Annotated in this window: 10 protein-coding genes; 8 read left to right on the top strand and 2 right to left on the bottom strand. The window is 74.1% G+C overall.

The window, feature by feature from the left end:
- Positions 1 to 25: 25 nt before the first annotated feature.
- A complete protein-coding gene (locus ACQPW6_RS20675; protein ID WP_433891141.1) occupies positions 26 to 1555 on the bottom strand; it encodes an MFS transporter in 1530 nt (509 codons plus the stop codon).
- A 75-nt stretch (positions 1556 to 1630) separates the two neighbouring features.
- On the opposite strand from ACQPW6_RS20675, the gene ACQPW6_RS20670 reads away from it, so the two are divergent.
- From ACQPW6_RS20670 to ACQPW6_RS20635, 8 genes are all read left to right on the top strand, one after another.
- Positions 1631 to 2539: a LysR family transcriptional regulator gene (locus ACQPW6_RS20670; RefSeq protein WP_433891140.1), complete on the top strand. Its 909-nt coding sequence runs from the start codon at positions 1631 to 1633 to the stop codon at positions 2537 to 2539.
- Between the two features lie 545 nt (positions 2540 to 3084).
- Positions 3085 to 3954: a polysaccharide deacetylase family protein gene (locus ACQPW6_RS20665; protein WP_433891139.1), complete on the top strand. Its 870-nt coding sequence runs from the start codon at positions 3085 to 3087 to the stop codon at positions 3952 to 3954.
- Between the two features lie 80 nt (positions 3955 to 4034).
- Complete coding sequence (locus tag ACQPW6_RS20660; RefSeq protein ID WP_433891138.1) at positions 4035 to 4793, top strand: response regulator transcription factor; 759 nt, start codon at positions 4035 to 4037, stop codon at positions 4791 to 4793.
- A 103-nt stretch (positions 4794 to 4896) separates the two neighbouring features.
- Positions 4897 to 7083 (top strand): sensor histidine kinase, encoded by a 2187-nt coding sequence (locus tag ACQPW6_RS20655; protein WP_433891137.1) that lies wholly within the window; start codon positions 4897 to 4899, stop codon positions 7081 to 7083.
- 121 nt (positions 7084 to 7204) lie between these two features.
- Positions 7205 to 7597 (top strand): hypothetical protein, encoded by a 393-nt coding sequence (locus ACQPW6_RS20650; protein WP_433891136.1) that lies wholly within the window; start codon positions 7205 to 7207, stop codon positions 7595 to 7597.
- Between the two features lie 643 nt (positions 7598 to 8240).
- A complete protein-coding gene (locus tag ACQPW6_RS20645) occupies positions 8241 to 8879 on the top strand; it encodes a class F sortase (RefSeq protein ID WP_433891135.1) in 639 nt (212 codons plus the stop codon).
- Positions 8880 to 8958: 79 nt separating this feature from the next.
- The gene (locus ACQPW6_RS20640; protein WP_433891134.1) at positions 8959 to 11694 is read left to right on the top strand and encodes a BTAD domain-containing putative transcriptional regulator; all 2736 of its coding nucleotides are present in this window, start codon (positions 8959 to 8961) and stop codon (positions 11692 to 11694) included.
- Between the two features lie 375 nt (positions 11695 to 12069).
- Positions 12070 to 13224 carry a hypothetical protein gene (locus tag ACQPW6_RS20635; protein ID WP_433891133.1) on the top strand — a complete coding sequence of 385 codons (1155 nt, stop codon included), beginning with the start codon at positions 12070 to 12072 and terminating at the stop codon, positions 13222 to 13224.
- 85 nt (positions 13225 to 13309) lie between these two features.
- Here the strand turns inward: ACQPW6_RS20635 and ACQPW6_RS20630 are convergent, their stop codons facing one another.
- Positions 13310 to 14770: an arabinofuranosidase catalytic domain-containing protein gene (locus ACQPW6_RS20630; RefSeq protein WP_433891132.1), complete on the bottom strand. Its 1461-nt coding sequence runs from the start codon at positions 14768 to 14770 to the stop codon at positions 13310 to 13312.
- Positions 14771 to 14856: the final 86 nt, after the last annotated feature.

Here is a 14856-nt window from a genome sequence, read left to right as displayed (position 1 = left end):
TGAGCGTGAGGGCTTACGGGGGTGGTCAGTTGGCGGCGTCGGCCGGGGTTCCGGCGCCGCGCCGGGACAGCAGCGACTGGAGCAGGACGAGGGCGCCGAGGACCAGGACGGTCACGCCGATCGCCCGCAGCGCGCTGTCCGCGCCCGAGACGAACGCGGTGACGATGTCGTGGGCGCGGCCGGGCGGGGTGGTGGCGAGCGCCTGCGCCACGGTGTGCGGGTGGTGGTGGCCGCTGCGGAGGTCCGGCGGCAGCGCGGCGACGAACCGCGCGGTGAGCACCGTACCGATCACCGCGACGCCCAGCGCGCTGCCGAACTCCCGTGTGGTGGACTGGAGTCCGGCCCCGACGCCGGCCTGCGCGGACGGCAGCGCGCCGGAGATCGCACCGGAGAGCGTCGGCAGCGACAGCGTCACGCCGATGCCGGTCAGCACCAGCCAGCCCGCGTATCCGGGGTAGGGCGTGTGCGCGCCGACGGTGGACAGGCCGAGCAGCCCGCAGCCGACGAAGGCGAAGGCCAGCGCGATCGTGGCGTCCATGCCGATCCGCCGCACCAGGTGTCCGACGTACCGGCCGCCGAGGATGATCGGGACGGTCAGCGGGATGATCCCCAGACCCGTCCGCAGCACGCTGAAGCCCTTGCCGTACTGCAGGAACGAGGCGTTGACGTAGAACAGCGCGAACATCCCGAAGAAGATCGCCGTCATGCCCAGGCAGGCGCTGCGCAGCGCCGGGACGCGGAACAGCCGGGGGTCCAACAGCGGGTGCTCGACGCGCAGTTCGACCAGCGTCCAGGCCGCGAACAGCGCGGCCGAGCCGGCGAAGCCGCCGATCACCAGCGGGCTGCCCCAGCCCTGTTCGGGGCCCTGCACGATGCCGAGCAGCAGCGCCACGCAGGCGCCGACGAGCAGCAGCGCGCCGACGGGATCGAGCCGGCGGTCGTGCCGCGCGGACACCGGCACGATCCGGGCCGTCAGCGCGGCGAGCAGCAGCGCGATCGGCACGGCGGCGGCGAACAGCCAGCGCCACGAGCCGCCGGACAGCACCGCGCCGCCGCCGACGTTGCCGATGACGCCGCCGATGCCGGTCATCGACGCCCACACCGCGATCGTCGGGCCCTTGCGGGCGGCCGGCACCGCGTGCAGCAGGACGGCGAGGGTGTTGGGCAGGACGGCGGCGGCCCCGGCCCCGGTCACGGCCCGGCCGACCAGCAGCAGCGGCACGTCCGGCGCGACCGCGGACAGCATCGCGCCGGCCGCGAACAGCCCGAGGCCGGCCAGCAGCACGCCCTTGCGGCCGAAGCGGTCGCCGGCGGCGCCGCCGGGGATCACCAGGCACGCGAAGAAGATCACGTAGGTGTCCACGATCCAGACCAGTGCCGACGCGGACGGATGCAGGGCGCTGGCCGCGAGCATCGGGACGGCGAGGTTGATCGCGGCGACCATGCCGACGACGAGGACGACGCAGGCGCACATCAGCGCGAGGAGGGCGCGGTGCGGGGCGGGCGGGGGCTCGTCGCGCACGGCGGGGGCGCGGATCAGGTCGTTGGTAGCCATGCCGACGACGTTAGGTTCGGCTTACCTGTTCGCGCCACGCAACTTTGGCAAGGAGTTATTGCGTAGGATGCAATTATGCCTGCCGCGGATCAGCTCGACCTCAACCTGCTGCGCGTGTTCGACGCGCTGCTCCAGGACGGCAGCGTCACGGCCGCGTCCGAGCGGCTGCACCTGTCGGTCCCGGCGACCAGCCGCGCACTCGGCCGCCTGCGGCGGGCCATGGGCGACCCGATCCTGGTGCGGGCCGGGCGCGGGATGGCGCCGACGCCGTTCGCGCTGCGCACGGCGCCGCGGGTGCGGTCGCTGCTGGAGGAGGCGTCCGCGCTGATCAGCGCGGATCGGGAGGTCAGCGTCGGGGACCTCGAACGGACCTTCAGCATCCGGATCAACGACGGGGTCGCGGCGACGCTGGCGGTGGCGGCCGTCGAGGCGACGGCGGCGGTCGCGCCCGGGGTGGTGCTGCGGTTCGTCGGCGAGGGCGACGAGAGCGTGGAGGCGCTGCGCGACGGGTCGGTTGACCTGGACATCGGGGTCAACGACGTGGTCGCGCCCGACATCCGCTCGGCGCTGCTGTACCGGGAGCGGGTCGTCGGGATCGTCCGCGCGGACAGCCCGCTCGGCCGCCACCGCCGCCCGAGCCTGCGGGAGCTGTGCCGTCACCCCCACGTGTCGGCCTCCCGCCGGGGGCGCACCAGGGGCCCGCTGGACGACGCTCTGGCCGCGGCCGGCCTGCAACGCCGGGTGGCGGCGGTGGTCCCCGCTTTCGCCCTGGCCACGCTGCTGGTCGCGTCCAGCCCGTACGTGGGCCTGGTCCCCCGGCGCCTGGCCGAGCAGTACAGCCGGACGCTCGCCATCCGGTGGTTCGAGATCCCCGCTCCCCTCCCCGAGCTGGACGTCAGGCTCCTCTGGCACGCCCGCCTCGACGCCGACCCCGCCCAACGCTGGCTCCGCCAGTCCCTCAAACAGGCGAGCACCCCTCTGTAACGCGGCGGCCGGGGCCCCCACCGCCCAGCCCCATCCGGCCGCCCCCGGCCCTCGGCCCCGTCGTGGCTTGTCGCGCAGTTCCCCGCGCCCCTATCGGGGCGCATTCCCCACGCCGGACGCGAACAGAACGCCCTACAGGCGAGCCCCCGCCCAGCCCCATCCGGCCGCCCCCGGCACCCGCCCCCGTCGTGGCCGGTCGCGCAGTTCCCCGCGCCCCTGTCGGGACGCATTCCTCACGCCGGACGCGAACAGAACGCCCTACAGGCGAGCCCCCGCCCAGCCCCATCCGGCCGCCCCCGGCACCCGCCCCCGTCGTGGCCGGTCGCGCAGTTCCCCGCGCCCCTGTCGGGGCGCATTCCTCACGCCGGACGCGAACGGACCGCTTTTAGGGGCGCGGGGAACTGCGCCGCCAACCACAGCGGACCCGCACAAGCCCGACCGCCGCGACCGGTTGCGGTCGCAGAGGGAACCCCGGGAACCGGATCCGCATCATCCCAGGTGAACCCCGGCGGTCGCCGGCGAGCGGTGAGGCGGGACGAGACGTGATGCGCGTGAGATCAGGGCCCGGGAAGTGGGCCAGGGCCGTCCTGGCGGCCTCGGCGGCAGCCGGGCTGGTGATGGCCGCCGCCACCGGGTGCTCCGGGTCGAGCGCGGCCGCCGGTCCGCCGACCGGCTCGCCCGCCCCCGTCCGGCCCGCCGCGACGCACGCGGCCAAGGCCCCGGGGGCCGACCGGGCCGCCGCGTTCCACAAATGGGGCGTGCCCCTCCTCCCGCTGCCGCCCCACCCGCCCGCCGTCAAACCCGTCCGCACCGGCCCCGGGCTGATGCCGGTCGTCAGCCGGATACCCACCACCCAGAAGATCGTCTTCGTCACGTTCGACGACGGCGCCGAGAAAGACCCCCGCTTCGTCGCGATGATGCGCGACCTGGACATCCCGTTCACGATGTTCCTGACCGACGACATCATCAAGAGCGACTACGGCTACTTCAAGCCGCTCCAGGCCCTCGGCAACTCCATACAGGACCACACCCTCACCCACGCCGACCTCCCCACCGACTCGGCGGCGGGCCAGCGCGCCGAGATCTGCACGCAGCAGGCCAAGCTGACGCACGAGTACGGCGTCCGCCCCGGCCTGTTCCGCCCCCCGTACGGCGACTGGAACGCCGCCACCCTCGCCGCCGCGAAATCCTGCGGCGGCCTGCGCGCGGCCATCCTGTGGCGGGAGACCATGCAGATCAAGCGGGTCACGTTCCAGGACCCGACCAAGAAGTTCCACCCCGGCGACATCGTCCTCGCGCACTTCCGCGGACCGTCCCAGCTCAAGGGCGAGTCGATGACGAAGATGGTGGGGATCATGCTGAAGTCGATCGCCGCGCAGGGCTTCACCGTGGCCCGGCTGGACGACTACGTGTGACCGCCGCCCCGGGCGCAACAGGCACACCAAGTGCCCCGAACGCCCCTGGCGCCGCACCCCGCGCTGGCTACCCTCAGGGTGTGTGCGCAGACATCATGGTCGCTGAAGACGACGCCAAGCAGGCCGAACTGGTCCGCCGCTACCTGGAGCACGAGGGCCACACCGTCACCGTCGTCGAGGACGGCATGGCGGCGCTGGAGGGGGTGCGGCGGGCGGAGCCCGACCTGCTCGTCCTCGACGTGATGATGCCCAGAGCCGACGGCCTGGACGTCGTGCGGATCCTGCGCGCCGAGCGCCGCGAGGTGCCCGTGCTGATCCTCACCGCCCGCAGCACCGAGGACGACCTGCTGCTCGGCCTCGACCTCGGCGCCGACGACTACATGACCAAGCCGTTCAGCCCGCGGGAGCTGATGGCCCGGGTCCGTACGCTGCTGCGCCGCCGCCGCCCGCCGGCGGCCCCCGCTCCCGAACCCGTCCAGGCCGTCGCCGACGAGGACGGCCCGCTGTCGGTCGGCGCGCTGAGCGTCGATCCGGCCAGGCACGAGGTGTCAGTGGACGGCACGCCCGTGGTCTGCACGCCGGGCGAGTTCCGGATCCTGGCGGCGATGGCGACCGAGCCGGACCGGGTCTTCACCCGGCAGCGCCTGCTGGAGGAGCTGCACGGCTTCGAGAAGTACATCAGCGACCGCAGCGTCGACGTGCACGTCATGCACCTGCGCAAGAAGATCGAACGGACCCCGCGGCGGCCGGCCCGGCTGATCACCGTGTTCGGCGTCGGCTACAAGCTGACCGACCCGGCCAAGAGCGACGCGAAGAACATACGCCGTGCGACGCCCTGACCGCCCGGCCGGCACACCGCGCCGGACCTGGACACCGCGCCCGGCCCGCACACCCGGCCCGCCCCGGAGCCCCCGCCCCGCCAAGACCCCCCGCCGCGCCCGGATGCCGCTCCGCAAGAGCCTCCTCGGCCGCCTCCTGATCGTCTCCGCCCTCGTCGCGTCCTGCTCCGTCGCCGCCACCGCCTGGCTCGCCGTGCAGACCACCACCGGCGCGATCCACCAGGAGCAGGGCCAGACCCTGAGCGCCGACGCCGAGATCTACAACGCCCTGATGGGCTACGCGGCCACCCACCCCGACTGGGACGGCGTCGGCGACACCGTACGGAACCTGGCCCGGCAGTCCGGCCGCCGGATCGCCCTCACCACCCAGGACCGCCGCCCGATCTTCGACTCCGCCACCGGATCGGCCGGATCGTCCGGCGGGTCCGCCACCACCCCGCTGCCCGCGCAGTCCGCCGCGGTCGTCGATCCGCTGTCCGTCGACACCGCCCTGGTGCCGGACGCCGCCGAGGCCGGCGCGGACCGGGTCGATCCGCGGGCGGTCGGCCCGTTCCAGCTGCCCGCGAGCGAGGTCGCGCAACTGCGCAAGGCCGCCGACCGGAGCGTGAGCTGCCTCAGCAGTCTGGGCATCGCGGCGGACGTCGCCATCGGCCCGAGCGGCCGGCCCCGGGTGCAGTTCGTCGGCGACTCCACCGACACCCTGACCGAGGAGAAGTGCCGCGACACCGGCGCGGACGCGCCCACCGCGACCGAGAAGAAGGCGCTCGGCGCGCTCGACCAGCTGGCCGACGCCTGCCTGAAGCGGCAGGGGCGCCCGGCGGTGAAGCTCAAGCTCAACCCGGATCTGTCCTGGGACCGCGGGTACGCGACGCGGGCCGGCCAGAGCCCCGCGACGGGCGGGGAGCCGGCCACCGCCAGTCCGACGCCGTATCCGTACCCGTACCCGTCCGGCGATCCCGCCGCCGCCCCCACGTCCGGCACGAGAGACATCAGCGCCGCCCGCGCCGAGAAGAAGCGGGCCGCCGACGAGCAGGCCGCCCAGAACCGGTCCGCCGCCGCCGCGAAGAAGGCCGCGGAGGCCAAGGCTGCCCAGGAGAAGGAGCGGTCGCCCAGTGACGCGGGCAAACCGCTGACCGCGCCGCTGCCCAAGGCCCTCAACAGCGCCGACGACCGGGCCATCGGCTCCTGCGTGGACAGCGCCCGGCGCGAGCAGTTGACCGCGTACGTGGCCGCGCCCGCCCTGCTGTTCATCGACTCGCCGGGCGCGGTCAGCGTGCCCGGATTCGACCTGTCGCCGTCCAACACCGCCCGGATCGCCGGGGTCACGGCGCTGGTGCTGGTCCTCACGGTCGGCGCCTCGGTGATCGCCGGGGTACGGCTGGTCCGCCCGCTGCACGCGCTCACCGGCGCGGCCCAGCGGATGCGGGACGGGCTGGCCTCCGAGCCGGTGCCGGTCGGCGCGGACAACGAGATCGGCCGGCTGGCGGCCACCTTCAACGACATGGCGCTGCACCGCTCGCGGCTGGAGGAGCAGCGCAAGGTGATGGTCAGCGACGTGGCCCACGAGTTGCGTACGCCGCTGAGCAACATCCGCGGCTGGCTGGAGGCGGCACAGGACGGACTCGCCGAGCCCGACCCGGCGTTCGTCGCGTCGCTGCTCGAAGAGGCGGTGCAGTTGCAGCACATCATCGACGACCTCCAGGACCTGGCGGCGGCGGAGGCGGGCGCGCTGCGGCTGCACCTGGAGCCGGTGCGGGTGGACGAGCTGCTCGGCCAGGTCGCCGCGGCGCACCAGGGCCGGGCGGAGACGGCCGGCGTCACGCTGGTGGTCGCCGGGCCGCCCGAAGGGGGCGCGTGGCCGGCGGAGTTCGACACGTTCGACGCGGACCCGGTGCGGCTGCGGCAGGCCGTGAGCAACCTGGTCTCCAACGCCCTGCGCCACACGCCCCCCGGCGGGACGGTGACGCTTCGCGCGCGGGCCGCGGGGCCGCCGGGCGAGATCGTGCTCGAGGTCGCCGACACGGGCAGCGGCATCTCCGCGCAGGACCTGCCGCACGTCTTCGACCGCTTCTGGCGCGCCGACAAGTCCCGGACGCGCAGCACGGGAGGCAGCGGCCTCGGCCTCCCGATCGTGCTGAAGCTCGCCGAGGCGCACGGCGGGACGGCGGGGGTCACCAGCACGGTGGGCGAGGGTTCCGTTTTCACGCTGCGGCTGCCGACGGCGGGGCGCCCGGGGGAAGTTGAGGACGGGCCGGAGGCGGCCGGGTCGTCACACCCGCCCCACGGATGATGCGATCACTATGACTTCCTAACAGGTTCCTCACAGGTCGTTGCCAGTCTGGGAGCACGCCCGGAGCCTGCTGCCACCCGGCAGACAGGTACCACCGGCCGGGCTGGAACTGGAGCCTCACATGTCCCGCCACCTCCGCCTCCGCTTCGCCGTCCTCACCGCCGTCGCGGCCGGCACGATGCTGCTCCCGGCCGCAGTGGCCGTCGCCGACTCGACCCCGAAGCCCACTCCCACGGCGTCCGCCGCCGCGTCCTCCCCCCGCGACAAGGCCGTCGCCGAGAAGAAGGCCGCGGCCGACCGGGCCGCGCAGGCCGCGAAGGCCGCGAAGGGCGCAGCCCCGACCAAGACGATGCCCCGCGGCCCGGTGGCCGCGGGCGAGGCCCCCGCGACCCAGGGCGGCGGCAGCAGCAACACGACGTCAACCCTGATCGCCTCCTCCGCCGCCGCCCTGCTCCTGGCCGGAGCGGGCACGATCGTCCTCCGCCGCCGCTCCACCGCCCACGAGGCGAACTGACCCACTCGCCGTGGGGGGCGCGCGACCGCAGTTGGGGCCACCGGCCGCCGGCGCCGGACGGCCCCAACACCGCAACAGGTTGCGGTCGCCCGCGACCCACCGCCCGGTGGGGGCTGGTCGCGCAGTTCCCCGCGCCCCTGACGGGGCACCCGTTGACGCCAACCGTCAGCGAAACGCCTCTCGCGCGAGCGGAAAGCACGCCAAGCCGCGCCAGCAACGCCCGACGCGAGCGGACCGCATGTAAGGGGCGCCCGTTGACGCCAACCGTCAGCGAAACCCCTCTCGCGCGAGCGGACCGCATGTAAAGGGGCGCGGGGAACTGCGCCGCCAACCACAGCGGACCCGCACAAGCCCACCCACCGCAAACGGCTGCGGTCGCAGCCCAACCCACCGACAGGTGGGTGCCGCCCGCCCCCGTGGCGGCGCCCACCGCGCGAGCGGACCGCACGCCAAGCCGCGCCAGCAACGCCCGACGCGAGCGGACCGCGTTTTAAAGGGGCGCGGGGAACTGCGCGCTCAGCCACAGCGGGCCCGCACAAGCCCACCCACCGCAACGGGCTGCGGTCGCAGCCCAACCCACCGGCCGGTGGGGCGGTGCGATCGCGGGCCCGTTGATCTTCGACTAGCCGTACCGGAGCCAGCCGTGTCACCTTTCAAGCCCGCCGCACGGCGAGCCACCGCCGTCCTTCTGCTCGTACCCGCCACCCTCGCCGCGCTGGCGAGCTGCTCCTCCACCTCGGGCACCGCCACCACCGCGGCCACGGTGCCCGCCACGGTGCCGGCCGGCACCACCCCGGCCACCCCCGCCGCCCCCGACGCGTCGACCGCGTCGGCTCCCCCCGCCGCCCCCGCGAAAATCGTCATCCCCTCCATCCACATCTCCGCCTCCCTCATGCGCCTCGGCCTCCAATCCGACGGCACCGTCGAAGTGCCGCCCCCCGACAAGGGGATGACCGCCGGCTGGTACACCGGCGGGCCGATGCCGGGGCAGCCGGGGCCCGCCGTGATCATCGGGCACAACTCCACCCGGTACGGCCGCGCCGTGTTCCATGACCTCAAGGACATCTCCAAGGGCGCGGACATCACCGTGACGGACGCCCGCGGCGAGTCCTCGCACTTCACCGTCACCTCCACCGAGAGCGTCAGCAAGCAGGCGTTCCCGACCCAGCAGGTCTACGGGCCGACCCCGGCCCACGCCCTGCGGCTGATCACCTGCGACGGCGCGTTCGACGCGAACGGCCACCCCGTGGACAACCTGATCGTCTTCGCGACCCAGAACTGACCCGCACCTCCGCGTTCCGGGTACCGCGCGCTGCCCGCCAGGCACGGCGCGTTACGCTCGGTGGCCCACACGCAAGGGGGTGGCCGCTGTGCTGATCCGGTTGCTCGGGCCGGTGGAAGTGGAGCGTTCGGGGCAGAGCCGGCCGGTCGGCCCGCCTCAGGTCGCGCTCGCGCTGACCGCGCTGGCCTGGGAGGTCGGCCGGGTGGTGCCGGTGGAGTCGCTGCTGTCCAGGGTCTGGGGCGAGCAGGTGCCGGCCGGCGCCCGCCGCACCCTGTACACGGTGATCACCCGGATCCGCCGCGAGGTGCTGGACGGCGACGGCGACGTCGTCCGCAGGCTCGGCGGCTATCTGCTGGACGTGGACGAGTCCGCGGTGGACGTGCTGCGGTTCCGCCGCCTGGCCAAGTCGGCGATGTCCGCGGCCGATCCGGCGCCGGGCCTGGCGGAGGCCCTGTCGCTGTGGCGCGGCGATCCGCTGACCGGGCTGCCCGGCGAGTGGGCGGAGCGGGCCGGCCGCCGGCTGCGCGACGAGCGCAAGGAGGCGCTGCTCGACTGGGCGCGGGCGGTGGGCGACCGGGACGCCGCGGCCGTGGTGTCGGCGCTGTCGCCGCTGGCCGAGGAGTACCCGCTCGACGAGTTGGTGTCGGCCGCGCTGATCGAGGCGCTGCACGCCAGGGGCCGTACGGCGGAGGCGCTGACCCACTTCGCGCAGGTACGCCGCACGCTGGCACGGGAGTTGGGGGTCGAGCCGGGTACGTCGCTGCGCCGAGTGCACCGGATGCTGCTGCGCTCGGGCGAGCCGGCCACCGGCGCTGCCCGCCCCGTACCGCTCCAACTGCCCATGGTCTCGCGGCACTTCGTCGGGCGGGAGGCGGAGCTCGGCCGGCTGGCCGCGATCGGCGCCGACGACCGGCCCGGCCCGGCGGCGGTCTGCGCGATATCCGGGCCGCCCGGGGTGGGCAAGTCCTCGCTGGCGCTGCACTGGGCGCACCTGCGCCGCGACCGCTTCCCCGGCGGCCAGCTCTACGCCGACCTCAGCACCGTCGACCCCGATGACGCGGGCGTGGTCCTGTCCCGGTTCCTCGGCGCGCTCGGCGTCCCCGAGAACAAGGTGCCCTCCGGGCTGGACGCCCAACTCGGGCTCTACCGCAGCATGCTGGCCGCGCGCCGGGTGCTGGTCGTGCTCGACAACGCGCACGGTGCCGGCCAGGTGCGGCCGCTGCTCGCGACGGGAGCGCGCTGCCTGACGCTGGTCACCAGCCGCTCCGAGCTGTCGGGCCTGGCGATCTCGGCGGGCGCGTACCTGGTGCAGATGGACGTCCTCACGGCCGAGGACGCCCACCAACTGCTCGCGGCCTGGCTGGACAAGGGGCGGCTGGCGGCCGAACCGGCCGCGGCCGAGCGGATCATCGAGCGCTGCGGCCGGCTCCCGCTGGCGCTGGCGATCGTCGCGGCCCGGCTGTCCCGCCGCACCGACCTGCAACTGGCCGAGGTCGCCGACGACTTGGAGCAGTCGGGCACGGACCTGGAACCGTTCGCCCACAGCGACCCGTCGATCGACCTGCGCCGGGTGTTCTGGCGCTCCTACCGGGAGCTGTCGGAGCCGGCCGCGCTGCTGTTCCGCCGCCTGGGCCAGCACCCGGCTCCCGACCTGCCGCTGGCGGCTGCCGCGAGCCTGGCCGGCTGGACGGCCGGCCGCACCCGGGAGCAGGCCGCGCAGCTCGACGGCGCCAATCTGGTCGAGATCCGGCCGCCGGGACGGCTGTACCTGCACGGGCTGCTGCACGCGTACGCGGCCGAGCAGGGGCAGGCCGCCGACGGCCCGGCGGTCCGGCACGCGGCGGTGAGCCGGCTGCTCGACTACTACCTGCACTCGGCGTGCGCCGCCAACGACCTGTGCTACCCGCACCGCGACAGCCTCGACCTCGACGCGCCCGAACCAGGCGCCCTGGTCGAGCGGTTCACCGACCCGGCGGAGGGACTGCGCTGGTACGCCGAGGAGTCGGTGGCGCTGCCCGCCCTGCTGACGGCGGCCACCGAGGCGGGACTCGACCGGCACGCCTGGCAACTGCCGTGGGCCTTCGCGGAGTTCATGCAGCGCCGCGGCCTGTGGGAGGAGATCGTCCGGGTGCACATGGTGGCGCTGGACGCGGCGGTACGGCTCGGCGACCGGCTCGCCGAGGCCCGCTGCCACAACAGCATCGCCCGCGCGCACCACCGGTGCGGACGCGAACGGCAGGCCGTCGAGCACTTCCAGCAGGCGATCGAGCTGCACAAGGACCTCGGCGAACCGGTGCTCCAGGCACACGTACTGATGGGCCTGGTCGGGCAGTTGGGCGAGCAGCCTGAAGAGGCGCTGCGCCACACCCTGCACGCGCTCGACCTGTTCCGGCAGGCCGGCGACCGCGTCGCGGAGGCCAGGGCGCTGAACAACGCGGGCTGGCTGCGCGCCCAGACCGGGGCGTACGACGCGGCGCTCGCGGACTGCCGGCAGGCCCAGCGGATCCTGGCGGGACTCGGATACGCCCAGGGCGAGGCGCACGCCTGGGACAGCGTGGCCTACGTGCTGCGCTGCAAGGACGACCCGGCCGGCGCGGTGGCCGGCTTCCAGCGGGCGGTGGAGCTGTTCCGCGGCTGCGACGACCTGCACGGGGCCGCGGAGACGCTGGTCAGGCTGGGTGAGACGCACCTGGCGGCCGGTGACGAGGCCGCGGCGCGCGAGGCATGGTCGCGGGCCGCGGAGTTCTTCGAGAAACTCGGCGACGCCGAGGCCGGCAGGATCCGGGCCCGGCTGGCGACGGGCAGCGCCTGCTGAGGGGCCGGGGCGCGAGTCGCCTCGGCGTCGAGCCGCTGACCTGGGCGTTCAGGCGCCCCAGCCGGGTCATTGAGAAGTCATTGAGAAAACGCTCAGATCCCTGGCTCAGGCTGCGCCGTGCGACCGGGCGAACCGGCCGCCCCGCCGGCAAGACGGCGGTCAGCTCGCGCACGTTCCTTCCGCACGGAGGTATTAGGCAATGGTCTCTCCTGTCACCATCGTGAAGCCCGTCGGCACCCTGTGTCTGCCGAACGCGGCAACCTGGTACCCGACCGACTGACGCACAACCGTTCCGCTCGGCGGCTGGTCTAAGGGGCGGGATCAGTCGCGGGTGGGGCACGGGATCTTGGGGTCTCCCCCGCCGAGAAGGGGGACTTGACCATGCGAGCGGGTTTTCATCTCAGTACGTTGACCGTCGCCGCCGTCGTCACCGCGACCGCCGCCGCCGGCGTTCCGGCCGCGGTCGCCGCACCGGCGGCCCACACCGCACGAGCCGGCGCGGCACCGGCGGCGGCCCCGGCCTGGCACACCGTGCGGGCCGGCCAACTGACCAGCACCGCCGACCTGTTCGACGTCACCACGGCCGGCCCGGACGCCGCCTGGGCGGTCGGCATCCAGACCGTGGACGGCGGCGCCACGCAGGGCGTCATCCTGCACTGGAACGGCACCGCGTGGCGGCGGCAGGCCACCCCGGGCGTCCCGGCGACCGCCACCTGGGAGGCGGTCAGCGCGGCCTCGGCGCACGACGTGTGGGCGTACGGCTGGGACCAGACCCGCGAGACGCTCGCGCACTACGACGGCACCCGCTGGAAGAACGTCGAGCTGCCCGCGCTGCCCGACGGGCAGATCTACGGCTTCGCCGAACTCGCGGCCGTACCCGGCACGTTGTGGGTGGCCACCGACTCCGCCGTCGCCGCGTACTCCGGCGGCACCTGGACGAGCACGGCGCTGCCGGCCGGCACCTTCGTCAGCTCCGTACAGGCCCGTTCGGCCACCGACGCCTGGGCGGTGGGGCAGACCGTGAGCGGGCTGACCTCCCGCCCGGTGGCCCTGCACTGGGACGGCCACGCCTGGCAGGACGTCTCGCCGACCGGAACCGGGCTCCAACTGACCGACGTGTACCAGGAGTCGGCGCGCAGCGTGTGGGCCACCGCGGTCACCACGGCCACCGAGGACACCCCGCAGCAGACCCGGGTGCTGCACTGGGACGGCCACGGCTGGCTGGACGCCACCGGGCCGCGGCTCGACCTCGGCTCCAGTGTGATCAGCGGCGACGGCAAGGGCACGGTCTGGGTCTCGGGCGACCCGAACGGCTACGAGGGCCCGGCCGTCTACTGGCGGCTGCGGCACGGCGTGTGGACGTCCGTGCCGGGCGACACCGTGCCCGGCGGCGTCACCCAGTCCTACGACGTGACGGGCCTGGCGCCGATCGGCTCGACCGGCCGGTTCTGGTCGGTGGGCAGCTACGAGCTGATCGTCGGCGAGGCCACCTCGGCGACGTACGAGCTGATCCAGCGCTCGCCCCGCTGACAGCGCGGCAGCGAACACGGCTGACGCCGGCGCCGGTTGATCGAACGGCGCCGGCGTCAGCCGGACTCAGGTCCCCCGCGGGGGCTCAGTGCAGGGTGAACTTCTGGGCCGCGGAGCCGTTGCAGTCCCAGATCTGCAACCGGGTGCCGTTGCCGGTGGCGCCGCTCGGCGAGTCCAGGCAGCGTCCCGACTGCGGGTTGAACAGCGAACCGTCGGACCGCTGTTGCCAGACCTGGCCGCCGACACCGTTGCAGTCCCACAGCTCGACCTGGGTGCCGGCCGCGGTGCCGTTGCCGTTGATGTCGAGGCAGCGCCCGATCGTGCTGAGCGAGCCGTTGGTGTGGTGCGTCCAGAACTGGTCCTCGGCGTAGGACTGGCAGTTCCACAGCTGGACGGCCGAGCCGTTGCCGCCGGTGTCGTCGGCGGCGACGTCCACGCACTGGTTGCCGGGGCCGGTGATGGTGCCCTGCGGGCCGTTGGGGACGTTGGTCTCGCCGGAGTAGCCGACCGAGACGACGTTGGCCTGCACCGCGTTCTCGGCGGCGTCCGTCGGGTAGCCGGCCACCATCACGCCCTCGAACCACGTGCCCATGTTCCGGTTGCTGTTGTCGCCGCCGGTGCCCAGGATGATGCCGCCCTCCTGGTGCATCGGACGGTAGCCGCCTCTGGTCGGCAGCCCGCCGTTCCACCACGTGGACAGGCCGCCGGACTGGGAGTTGCCGCCCTTGAGCGCGTACGTCGTCTGCCCGTTGTTCTTCAGCACGGCCGTCACGAACGCGCTCTTGTTGCCGGCGTTGGCGGTGTTGGAGCCGTTGTCGCCCTGGAACATGCCGTTCTCCATGTCGGCCTCGACCCAGGGGCCCGAGCCGTTGCACGGCGCGAAGTAGCAGGTGGTGGCGATGCTCACGGCGTCCATGTGGCCGTTGCCGGTGTCGGCCGGGGTGCTCTCGGCGTTGCCGTAGTCGAAGCAGCAGTCGGAGCCGACGTGGGTGCCGCTGGCCACCATGTAGGCGCCCTCAGGCTGCCCGTTCACCGCGGCGCCCGAGGCGGCGCCGTGCGAGCGGTAGCCGACGCCCGGCGAGATCCAGATCCCGTAGACCTTGTGCCCGCCGGCCGTGACCGCCAACTCGGCGGCGTCCGCCCCGCGATCGACCCCGCCGGCCGTGCCCGCGGGCCCGGGGTAGAGGTCGTTGTGCCGCGAGGTCTGGTCGTAGACCTTGCTGATCCGGCACGTGGTGTCCGCGCAGAACGAGTCCTGCTGCGCGGCGTTGGCGTACCCGCCCGCGGCGAGCACCCCGATGTCGGCGGTGCCCCCGTTCGAGGCGCGGGTGACCTGGTAGAGCGGCCCGTTGTACGACGAGAAGAGTGCACGGGTGGTGCTGTGCGCGGCCACGCAGGGAGTCCCGGCCGCGGCATAGATGTCGCAAGGCTGCGACCCGGCGGCCTGCGCGGCCCCCGGAAGCGTGAGAAAGGCACCGAGAAGGAGCCCGAGGACAGCCGCGGCGCCCAGGAAGGCTCTCGCGGCGGAGGAACGGATGCGGCGCATGTGTGCTCCTGGATGGGGGGTGGGAGCGGGGAGTTGAGCGCTGTGGGGGGCTACGAGGACGGAAGTTACGCGCGCTGATTGGTTGC

The sequence above is a fragment of the Streptomyces sp. CA-111067 genome, from assembly GCF_050956065.1.
Classification (GTDB): Bacteria; Actinomycetota; Actinomycetes; order Streptomycetales; family Streptomycetaceae; genus Actinacidiphila.
This window is presented reverse-complemented; position numbering and strand designations above follow the sequence as displayed.

Excerpts from the sequence above, each read along its gene's own strand:
- ACQPW6_RS20630 (WP_433891132.1), bottom strand. The coding sequence starts at position 14,770 with ATGCGCCGCATCCGTTCCTCCGCCGCGAGAGCCTTCCTGGGCGCCGCG.
- ACQPW6_RS20670 (WP_433891140.1), top strand. The coding sequence starts at position 1,631 with ATGCCTGCCGCGGATCAGCTCGACCTCAACCTGCTGCGCGTGTTCGAC.
- ACQPW6_RS20655 (WP_433891137.1), top strand. The coding sequence starts at position 4,897 with ATGCCGCTCCGCAAGAGCCTCCTCGGCCGCCTCCTGATCGTCTCCGCC.
- ACQPW6_RS20665 (WP_433891139.1), top strand. The coding sequence starts at position 3,085 with ATGCGCGTGAGATCAGGGCCCGGGAAGTGGGCCAGGGCCGTCCTGGCG.
- ACQPW6_RS20675 (WP_433891141.1), bottom strand. The coding sequence starts at position 1,555 with ATGGCTACCAACGACCTGATCCGCGCCCCCGCCGTGCGCGACGAGCCC.
- ACQPW6_RS20650 (WP_433891136.1), top strand. The coding sequence starts at position 7,205 with ATGTCCCGCCACCTCCGCCTCCGCTTCGCCGTCCTCACCGCCGTCGCG.